Source organism: Streptomyces sp. NPDC039430 (assembly GCF_055639435.1).
Window position 1 is genome coordinate 436,990 of sequence record NZ_JBVKAK010000009.1, and the last position, 9,160, is coordinate 446,149.

The 9,160-nt window shown below is 71.0% G+C and carries 11 protein-coding genes and 1 pseudogene; 5 read left to right on the top strand and 7 right to left on the bottom strand.

Features of this window, described 5'->3' with window-relative positions:
• Nucleotides 1–204: 204 nt before the first annotated feature.
• From ACZ7LS_RS24415 to ACZ7LS_RS24430, 4 genes are all read right to left on the bottom strand, one after another.
• Nucleotides 205–471, bottom strand: coding sequence for a GlsB/YeaQ/YmgE family stress response membrane protein (locus ACZ7LS_RS24415; RefSeq protein WP_382525272.1), 267 nt, complete (start codon nt 469–471; stop codon nt 205–207).
• A gap of 130 nt (nt 472–601) precedes the next feature.
• Nucleotides 602–871 carry a Sec-independent protein translocase subunit TatA gene (gene tatA / locus ACZ7LS_RS24420; RefSeq protein ID WP_382525270.1) on the bottom strand — a complete coding sequence of 90 codons (270 nt, stop codon included), beginning with the start codon at nt 869–871 and terminating at the stop codon, nt 602–604.
• A gap of 68 nt (nt 872–939) precedes the next feature.
• Nucleotides 940–1,764 (bottom strand): hypothetical protein, encoded by an 825-nt coding sequence (locus tag ACZ7LS_RS24425; protein ID WP_385136115.1) that lies wholly within the window; start codon nt 1,762–1,764, stop codon nt 940–942.
• A 256-nt stretch (nt 1,765–2,020) separates the two neighbouring features.
• The gene (locus ACZ7LS_RS24430) at nt 2,021–2,596 is read right to left on the bottom strand and encodes a TerD family protein (protein ID WP_382525267.1); all 576 of its coding nucleotides are present in this window, start codon (nt 2,594–2,596) and stop codon (nt 2,021–2,023) included.
• A 360-nt stretch (nt 2,597–2,956) separates the two neighbouring features.
• Between ACZ7LS_RS24430 and ACZ7LS_RS24435 the strand changes: the two genes are divergently transcribed.
• Entirely contained in the window at nt 2,957–3,367 is a 411-nt protein-coding gene (locus tag ACZ7LS_RS24435; RefSeq protein WP_382525265.1) for a BlaI/MecI/CopY family transcriptional regulator, read from the top strand.
• Nucleotides 3,368–3,371: 4 nt separating this feature from the next.
• Complete coding sequence (locus tag ACZ7LS_RS24440) at nt 3,372–4,301, top strand: M56 family metallopeptidase (protein ID WP_385136113.1); 930 nt, start codon at nt 3,372–3,374, stop codon at nt 4,299–4,301.
• A 22-nt stretch (nt 4,302–4,323) separates the two neighbouring features.
• Here the strand turns inward: ACZ7LS_RS24440 and ACZ7LS_RS24445 are convergent, their stop codons facing one another.
• From ACZ7LS_RS24445 to ACZ7LS_RS24455, 3 genes are all read right to left on the bottom strand, one after another.
• A complete protein-coding gene (locus tag ACZ7LS_RS24445; RefSeq protein ID WP_382525261.1) occupies nt 4,324–4,779 on the bottom strand; it encodes a tellurite resistance TerB family protein in 456 nt (151 codons plus the stop codon).
• A 104-nt stretch (nt 4,780–4,883) separates the two neighbouring features.
• A complete protein-coding gene (locus tag ACZ7LS_RS24450) occupies nt 4,884–6,005 on the bottom strand; it encodes a sporulation protein (RefSeq protein ID WP_385136111.1) in 1,122 nt (373 codons plus the stop codon).
• Nucleotides 6,006–6,099: 94 nt separating this feature from the next.
• Nucleotides 6,100–6,321 (bottom strand): hypothetical protein, encoded by a 222-nt coding sequence (locus ACZ7LS_RS24455; protein WP_382525257.1) that lies wholly within the window; start codon nt 6,319–6,321, stop codon nt 6,100–6,102.
• 528 nt (nt 6,322–6,849) lie between these two features.
• Here ACZ7LS_RS24455 and ACZ7LS_RS24460 point away from each other — a divergent pair.
• The 3 genes and pseudogenes from ACZ7LS_RS24460 to ACZ7LS_RS24470 all read left to right on the top strand — a co-directional run.
• Entirely contained in the window at nt 6,850–7,704 is an 855-nt protein-coding gene (locus ACZ7LS_RS24460) for an ion transporter (RefSeq protein WP_385136107.1), read from the top strand.
• A 73-nt stretch (nt 7,705–7,777) separates the two neighbouring features.
• Nucleotides 7,778–8,908: a PP2C family protein-serine/threonine phosphatase gene (locus ACZ7LS_RS24465; RefSeq protein WP_385136105.1), complete on the top strand. Its 1,131-nt coding sequence runs from the start codon at nt 7,778–7,780 to the stop codon at nt 8,906–8,908.
• Between the two features lie 159 nt (nt 8,909–9,067).
• Nucleotides 9,068–9,160, top strand: a pseudogene (locus ACZ7LS_RS24470) (response regulator transcription factor); the annotation flags it as partial.

Sequence of the window (9,160 nt, forward strand, 5' to 3'; positions counted from 1 at the left end):
GGTTCGGTCGTGGGGGGGGTCGGTCGGGGGTGGGAAGAAGTCCATGGATGTTCCCCCCCCAAGGCGAGACCGCCCTCTCCCCGCCCCCACAAGAACCGGGGCGGCCCCGGGCCACTTGTGAGTACGGAGCACGGTCAGTATTCGTTCAACGCGCAACAAACTTGGCCGGAACGCGCCCCGGCCGTGAAGCGTGCTGCCTGCGGGTCAGTCGCGGGAACTGCCGAAGAGGAGGCGGTACGCGATCAGCAGGACCAGGGAGCCGCCGATTGCCGCACCCCATGTCGCGAGGTCGAAGAACTCGTTCTGTATGGGTCGGTCGAGGAACTTCGCGGAGAGCCAGCCGCCGGTGAAGGCGCCGGCGATACCGATGAGGGTCGTGACGATGAGCCCGCCCGGATCGCGTCCGGGCAGGATGAACTTCGCGATGGCTCCGGCCAGGAGCCCGAGGATTATCCAGCTGACGATGCCCATGACGTGACGCTGCTTTCGTTTCGGTGTGGCGGACGACTCGGTGTGGCGGACGACGGAGGGACGCGCACGGAAGCGACGCGCACGGAAGGAACGCGTGGAAGGGACGCGCACAGGGGAGTTCGCGGGCTGGTCAGGGCCGCGGTGCGTCGTCGCCCGGCCGCGCGGTGGGGTGCGGGCTGGTGACGTCGCCGGGGGCGGGCCGGATGACGCCCGGGGCCGCGGTTCCGGGGGAGGGTGTGCCCTCAGCGGCCGGCGGGGTCCGGTCGGACTTCATCGCCCTGGCCTCGCTCTTGAGGATGCGCGCCGACTTGCCCATGGAGCGGGCGAGTTCGGGGAGTTTCTTGGCACCGAAGACCAATATGACGACGATGAGGATGATGGCGATCTCGCTGATGCCCATATGGGTGTTCCTCTTCTCCCCGGTGGTCGGGTGGCAGGGGGTGGCGACGGCTTCTCGGCCGGGGTGGTTCAGGAGGTGTCGGTCCCGCGAGGCGCCGCGGGGCCGGTGAAGTCCGGGCTCGCGAAATCGGGGCTGGTGTAGCCCAGGGGGGTGCGGCGTTCCGGGAGCGGATCGCGGGCGGCCGGCCGGGGCGGCGACGGCTGTGCGTCGGCATCGGCGGCTGGGCCCGGAGCCGGGGCCGGGGCACGGGCGGGTGCCGGCAGGTGCAGTTGCTGGCGCAGGAAGGGCAGCATGCCGCGTTCCAGCAGTGCTTGACGCCACGCCGCGCGAGCCTCGATGACGGCCGGGGCCTGATGGTGCGGGTGTCCGCCGGGCGCGGAGCGGTGCCGCACGGCGGTGACGACCAGCGCCGCGGCCGCGATGAGCGCCGTGAGCGCCGCCAGGGCCGCGGTGAGCCAGCCGGTGCCCACCAACGCGTCCGCGAGGGGCTGCTGGGAATCGGCCAGGCGCAGGGCGTAGCCGATGAGCAGGAATATCGTCGCCGCCATGACGGACAGGACCGGAGCGAGTACGGCCAGCGCCGCGAGCAGCCCGCGCCCGCCCTTCGCGTCGTCCATCTGTTGAGGCTGCTGAAACCGTTGAGGACGATCGGGGCGGCGGGCTGTGGAATGCCCGGTCGTGTCCCGCAGCCGGAGGTAGACGGCGTACTCGGGGGCGGCCGCGGCCGAGATGGTCTCGGTCGCCGCCAGCGCCCGGGAGCGCAGGCGTTCGGCATCGGCCCGTACGCCGGAGCGCCGCAGGGACTCGCGGATCTCCGGGGTGTCCAGGGCGAGGCGCAGCACCTGCTCGAAGTCCGCTCCGTCTGCCGCCTCGCGGCGGTCGGACGCGTGCATGAGAAGTCCCCCGATCGTGTCTGCCCACGGCCCGCCGCCCGTGGCCGTGGTCCTTGTCGCGCTTCATGGACCCCGCAGCCGGAGAGGCCCGTCGTGGATGCCGGCCTGATGCCGGCGTCTCGTTCAGGTGAGGCGGTGAGGCGGTGAGGCGGTGAGGCGGTGAGGCGGCGCCCCGGCCGGTGGCCGGGGCGCCGGTGGCGTTCTCCTCGGGTGGGCGGCCGCGGGTGCCGAGCGCCGAAGAGGGGTGGTGGTGGCGTCAGACGCCGACGCCGAAGTCGGCGGCGATCCCGGCCAGGCCGCTGGCGTAGCCCTGGCCGACGGCGCGAAACTTCCACTCCTCGCCGTGCCGGTACAGCTCGCCGAAGACCATCGCGGTCTCGGTCGCGGCGTCCTCGCTCAGGTCGTAGCGGGCCAGCTCGGCGCCGCCCGACTGGTTGACCACGCGGATGAAGGCGTTGCGTACCTGGCCGAAACTGTGGCCGCGGTTCTCGGCGTCGTGGATGGAGACCGGGAAGACGATCTTCGCCACACCGGCGGGGACGGTGGTCAAGTTGACCTTGAGGGACTCGTCGTCGCCCTCGCCCTCGCCGGTCAGGTTGTCGCCGGTGTGCTCGACCGAACCGTCGGGGCTCTTCAGGTTGTTGTAGAAGATGAAGTGCTGGTCGGAGAGCACTTTGCCGCTGTCGTCCACCAACAGGGCGCTGGCGTCCAGGTCGTAGTCGGTGCCGGTGGTGCTGCGCGCATCCCAGCCGAGCCCGACGAGGACGGCGGTCAGGCCCGGCGCCTCCTTGCTGAGCGAGACGTTGCCGCCCTTGGCCAGACTCACACCCATGTCGCTGTTCCCTTCGCGTGTTCCCGCACCCCGCCCCCGGTCGAGGGCCGGACCGTGCGTACCGGTCCCTTAAATCTACAGCACTGTAGAAGTTGCTGGGGGCTTCCCGGGCAGGGTGTGCGGAGGTGTACGAAGGTGCACGGAGGTGTGCGGAAGGGAGTCTGCGGCGGCCGGGGCGGGGGCGGGGGCGGGGGCCGGGGCGGGGCGGGGCGGGGGCTGGGATCGGTCGGCGGCGCGGCCCGTTCCGCCGTACCGCCGGACCCCGTGCGCACGCCGGAAGACCGTCCGGTGACCGGGCCGCGACTCAGTACGATGAACCACCCCTGCGACGGCGTGCGGGGCACCTGGGCGGGGAGGGAGATGGACGTGGCGGACCAGAACAAGGGCGGTCCGGAGCAGCAGCCCCGTCGGCGCGGCCAGGGCGAGTTGGAGGCACAGGTGCTCGCCGCGCTGCGCCAGGCCCCGGGGGCGGTCACCGCGGCCTGGGTCCAGGAACGCCTGGGCGGCGACCTTGCCTACACCACGGTGATGACCATCCTGACCCGGCTGCACACCAAGGGCGCGGTCGCCCGCAAGCGGGCGGGCCGGTCGTTCGAGTGGACCCCGGTCGCCGACGAGGCCGGGCTGGCGGCGCTGCGGATGCGCAAGGTCCTGGACGCCGAGACGGACCGGGAGGCGGTCCTGGCCAGCTTCCTGACCGCCCTGACGCCGGGCGACGAACAACTGCTGCGCGGCCTGCTGGCCCTGGCACCCGCGGAGGGGGAAGACTGACGCCATGGGGGTCTTCGTCTTCCTGCCGCTGGTCCTGCCCTTGACGGCCTGGCCGATCGCCCGGCTGGCCGAACAGCACCTGCACCCGCGGGCCGCGACCTGGCTGCTGACGGGCGTCGCCGGGGTGCTCGCGGTGTGCAGCACCCTGTGCCTGGCCTTGCTGGTGGTGGTCGGCACCGCCCAACTACCGGGCAATCCGCTGCCGGACGCGTGGTCGGACCCGGAGGTACGCGAAGCCGTGCCCCACGACGAGATCGCGGGCAAGACCGCCATCCCCGCCCTGATCGCGGTGCTCTCCGCGTGCGGGCGGGCGGCGTGGCGCCATCACCGCGTACGCCGCCGGGCGGAGCGTGCCCTCGCGGGGCTGCCGGCCACACAGGTGGCGGTGCTGCCCGATGAGATGCCGTACGCCTACGCGCTGCCCGGTACGCGGGACCGCGTCGTGGTCACCACCGGCATGCTGGCCGGGCTGAACGCCGGCGAGCGGCGGGCCCTGTTCGCGCACGAGCGCATCCATCTGGCGCGCCGTCACCACCGTTTCCTGCTCACCGTGCAGCTCGCGGCGCGGGCCAACCCGTTCCTGAGGCCGCTGCGTACCGCCGTCGCCTACACGGCCGAGCGGTGGGCGGACGAGGAAGCGGCCGCCCACATCGGCAGCCGGCGCACCGTGGCACTGGCGATCGGCAAGTCCGCGCTGATCTCCCGGGGCGCGCCGATCGCCACGCTCGCGGGATTCGCGGCCGCGGGCCCTGTGCCGCGCCGGGTCGCCGCCCTGCTCGGCCCAGCGCCCGCCGGACGCGTCTGGCCGCCGGTCTTCACCACGGTGGGCCTGGCCGCCTGGGGAGCCGCCGCGGGCACCACCATCTCGGCGCTGTCCTCGGCGAACTCCGCCGTCACGCTGTTCCTCATCCTGCAGGCGGCCACCCCGATATAGCCGGGCCGCCGCGCAACACGGCCTAAAGGTCGAACTCGTGCGGCGGCAGGTCGAGCGCGTAGCACGCTTCGCGGACCACGCCCTGCTCGTCCTTGTCGAAGTCGCCGTCGGCGCCGCCGATGACGATGCCGATCTGGATCACGGCACGGGCCTCGGCGGGCTTCTTCCTGGCCTTGGCGACCTCTTGCAGGACGCTGACCTTGCCGAAGTCGAAGTCGGCGGCCAGCTTGTCGCAGTTGTCGTCGAAGCGGCGCTGCAGGTCCTGGGCGGGGAAGTTCTGCAGCACCTCGTTGGTGGAGATGAGCTGTGCCACCTTGCGGCGCTCGGACGGGTCGATGGTGCCGTCCGCGGCGGCGACCAGCGCGCACATCGCCATGCTGGCGTCGCGGAAGGCGCCGCTCTTGAGGTCGTTCTTCTTGGCGTTGAGCTGGGTCTGCATCGTCGATGCGGACTCCTTGATGCGGTCCCACAGGGCCATGAGAACTCCGTACGTGTCAGAGGCGGTCCGGGCCGAAGGGGAGACGGCCCGGACAACCACTCCTTCTACAGTGATGTAGAAGTTACCAGGGGGGCGAGGACGTCTCAGCCCTCATCGCCCTCTTCCTCGTCGTCGCCTTCGAAGAAGTCGCCCACCTCGTCGATGACTTCGGCGGCGACCATGCCGCCGACGACGCCGACGGCGAGTCCCGCGGCGCCGGCCGCGATCGCGGTACCCATACCGGGCCCGGAGCGGTGGCCGCCGTCGTGGTGGTGCTCGCCGTGGCCGTGCTCGTCCTTGTGGATGGGGCCGCTGTGGGCGTTATGGGGCGCGCCGTGTCCGTAGTGGCCGTCGTGGTGCGAGCCGCCGTGCCCGTACGACCCGCTGTGCCCGTACGGGCCGCCCTGTCCGTACGGGCCGCCCTGTCCGTACGAGCCGTGACCGCCGGAGGGGGCGTGGTGCTCGACCAGCCGGCGGATCCAGGAGTCGACTTCGGCGTGCCAGTCGATCTGTTCGACGTCGTGGTGGTTGACGGTGAAGCGGGTCACCGCGTCGTGGCCCCCGGAGAAGAAGCCGCCGCGCTTATCGGCCTCCAGGACCACCTCCAGTCCGCCCGGGTTCGCCAGGAAGGTCACTTCGATCTCGTTGACCTGGTGCGCGTACCGCGGGGACGGGGCGAGTTCGATCTCCTGGTAGAAGGGCAGCTGCTGGCCGGTGCCGCCGATGTGCCCGTATTCCAGGTCCGCGGACTTGAAGCCGAAGCCGAGCTGTCCGAGCGTCTCCAGGATCGCTTCCTGGGCGGGCAGCGGCCGTACCGCCAGCGGGTCGAGGTCGCCCTTGTCCTTCGCGCCGGCCACCGCCAGCTCGGTACGCACTCCGAGGACGATGCCCAGGCTCTGCCCGTACAGTTCGGTGACCGGGGTCTCCCACGGCAGCATCACGCTGAAGGGCACACTGTGCGGCTCACCGGCGGCGAGGCGGAAATTCCCGCCGACGCTGACCCGGTCGAAGACAACCGCGCCCTCGGACTCCCCGCCGTCGTGCTCCGCTTCGACGCGGGCCACGAGTTCCAGGGTGATGTGCTCGATCGTGAAGTCGGTGTTGCCGCCCTTGAGATGGACCTGTCCGCTCAGGGCGCCGCCGGGCAGCACCGCGCCCGGAGCGAGGACCGTGTCCACCGTGGGCCCGCCCACGCCGAGCGAGCCGAGCAGCCGTTTGAACACCATCGTGGCGTTCACTCCTTCATGTGTCCGTGTGGTTCTTCCGTCGCCGGCCGGTGGGCCCCGAAGGGGGTGGAGCCCACCAGTGGACGAGCCAGGGTTACTTGGCGGAGGTGTCCAGCGCGGCCAGGGCCTGAGCCCAGCGCGCGTACTTCAAGTCGGCCAGATCGGCGACCGTCTTGACGCCGAACGCCTCCTGGAGGAGTTCGCCGTCCCGGTCGGAGACTCCTTTCAGTGCCGCCACCGGCGCGGCGAGGATCTCCGGCAGACTCTTGTCCGCCCACGCCTTGTCCAGCACCTTGTCCAGGTCGATCGAAGCCACGACGGCCCTCCCAGGGAAACGATGGATGATCCGGGCGACGCACAGCTCCGGTGGCCGATGCCCTGCGCGATGTGGCGCACGGCACCCCTCCCGGCCGACTGCCCGTCGCCCGCGGGGCAGCCGGGAACGTCCGGGTCACCCCTCGTGTTTTCTACACGCGTGTAGAAGCATAGAGGTCGGGTGCCCCGCGCAGGCGGCATCCCGGCGGCTCGCCGGGGAACGTCCGAAAAGCGCCCCGGTCGGTGGAGAAGATCGCCCCCCGAGGGGGGCTTTGCCCGTCTCGGTCCCGGCGCTCCGCGCGGGAAGACGCGATCGAGCCGGACGCGGCCGGGCTGCTTCTGGACGGTCGTACATACGCCGTACGCGCCGTCCACGCCCCCCGGTCACGCGGCCGCTCGCCGGCCGACGCCATCGCGAAAGAGCGGGAGCGGCCAGATCCTGGCCGACCGTCCGCCCCGGCACCAACACCCTCTAAGATCCACACCTGTTGGAGAGCAGGAACAGGTCTGCGAGGAAACGACTCACCCCATGTCCGAACGGACCGCTGCGCGGTTACGGCGCAGGCTCGCCGACCGCGCCCGCCGCATGGTGGACTCCAGCGCGTTCACAGCCACCGTGTTCTGCCTCATCGCGGCCAACGCCGCGCTCTTGGGCATCGAGACCTATACCGGTGTCGTACACCAATGGCACACGGTCCTGAAGGCCGCCGAGCATCTCTTCCTCGCCGCCTTCACCGCCGAGATACTGCTGCGCGCCGCCGCCCACGCCGACCGCCCCGGAGACTTCTTCCGCGACCCGTGGAACATCTTCGACCTGCTCGTCGTCGCCACGGCCTTCATGCCGTTCGCCCGCGAGAACGCCACCGTGCTGCGGCTCCTGCGGCTGGCCCGGGTGCTGCGCGCCGCGCGATTCCTCCCCCAATTGCGCGTCGTGATCGTCGCTGTCGGCAAAAGCCTGCCCGGCACGCTGAGCTTCCTGCTCGTCGGGGCACTCCTGCTGTATGTGTACGCCATGATCGGCTGGGTCTTCTTCGCCGATGACGATCCCGAGCACTACGGGTCCTTCGGCCGCGCCGTCCTCACCCTCTTCCTCCTCATGACCCTCGACGGCCTCGGAGACGCGGTCCGGGCCGGGCTGGAGATCTCCCGCTGGTCCATCGTCTACTTCGCCTCCTTCGTCCTGCTCGGATCGTTCGTCCTCGTCAACCTCCTCATCGGTGTCGTCATCAACTCCCTGCAAGAGGCACGCGAACTCGAAGCCGGACAGGACCACCCCGTCCCCGCGCGACCGGTGCCCGCGGACGACCCGACCGCGGCACTACGGGCTCGGATCGCCGAAGCACGCCGGACGCTGGACGACCTCGAAGCCGGCCTGGAGCGGTGAGGGCGCGGACGGGCAGCGCGGAGCAGGCGGTGCGTGGGAGGCGGGGCGGGCAGTCGAGACGTAGTTTGGGGGCATGGGCACGACTGGGGCAGCCACGTCGTCGCGCCTCTTGCGCCGGCCGTACGTGAAGCTGGCGGCGGCGCTCGTGTGCCTGGCCGGGCTGCTCGGCTTCGATCTGCTGACGACTCCGAATATCCGGATCGGCGGACTGATGGTGGCGGTGCCCGCACTCTCGGCGACCTTCCTGGCCCCGGGGCAGGTCCTCTTCGTCGTGGTGCTGACGCTGGCCAGTGTCGCCGTCGCGGCGGTCAGCAACGACACCCTGGGCACCGAGGCCTTCCCCATCTCGTTCGCCACCGTGGCGCTGATCAGCGTCGCGTCCGTCGTGACGGCCTCACTGCGGCAACGGCGCGAACGCGAACTCGCGCAGTCGCGCTGGGTCGCCACCGTCATGCAGGACCTGCTGCTGCGACCGCTTCCCCCTCGGCTCGGCCCCTTGTCGATCTCCTCCGTGTACATCGCGGCGGAGAAGGAGGCCAATATCGGCGGCGATATGTACGCGGCCGCCGTCACGCCACGCGCTGTCCGCGTCATGGTCGGTGACGTGCAGGGAAAAGGGATCGGCGCGGTCGAAGTGGTCGTCTATCTGCTGACGGCCTTCCGGCAGGCGGCCAGGAACGGCACCCCACTGGCGGAGCTGCCCGACTTCCTGGACCGCAGCCTGCGCGACGATCTCGTCGACGTGCAGGCCATCTCCGGCGAGGCACCGGATTCCGTCTCCCGCCGCCGGGCGCTGGAGGGGTTCGTCACCGCGGTGATGGTGGAGTTCGAGGAGGGAGAGGACGTGGTCCGGATCGCCAACAGCGGCCACCCGCCGCCACTGCTCATCCGCCGGGACAAGGTGCTCCCCCTCGATCCCATGGAATCCGCACTGCCGCTGGGGCTCGGTGATCTCCGCGCCGGAGAGCATCACGTGGACACCTATGAGCTGGCCGTCGGCGACCGGCTGCTGCTCTACACCGACGGCGTCATCGAGGCACGCGACGCGGCCGGCTGCTTCTACCCGCTGGCCAACCGGGTGGCCCGGTGGACCGACCGTGACGCGGACGAGATGCTCGACGCCCTACGGTCCGACCTGCTGCGATACGTCGGCGCGCGGCCCACCGACGACGTGGCGATGGTCGCCGTGCAACGCATGGTCTGACCACGGGGCCCGCAGGCGCCGTATGTGGTGAGCATAAGGAAATTCGCATACACCGGCCAAACAACCTCTGCGATGAGATGGCGCCGTGAGCTCTGCCATCCGGTCGCGGCTCCCGGCTGTCGACCCGATGTGAACCGGAGAGGTGAGGGAGGAAAGCACGTGCGCGTACTCGTCGTGGAGGACGAGCCGCTGATGGGGCGGGCTCTGGTGGCGGGGCTGCGCCGTGAGGCCATGGCGGTGGATCTGGTGACC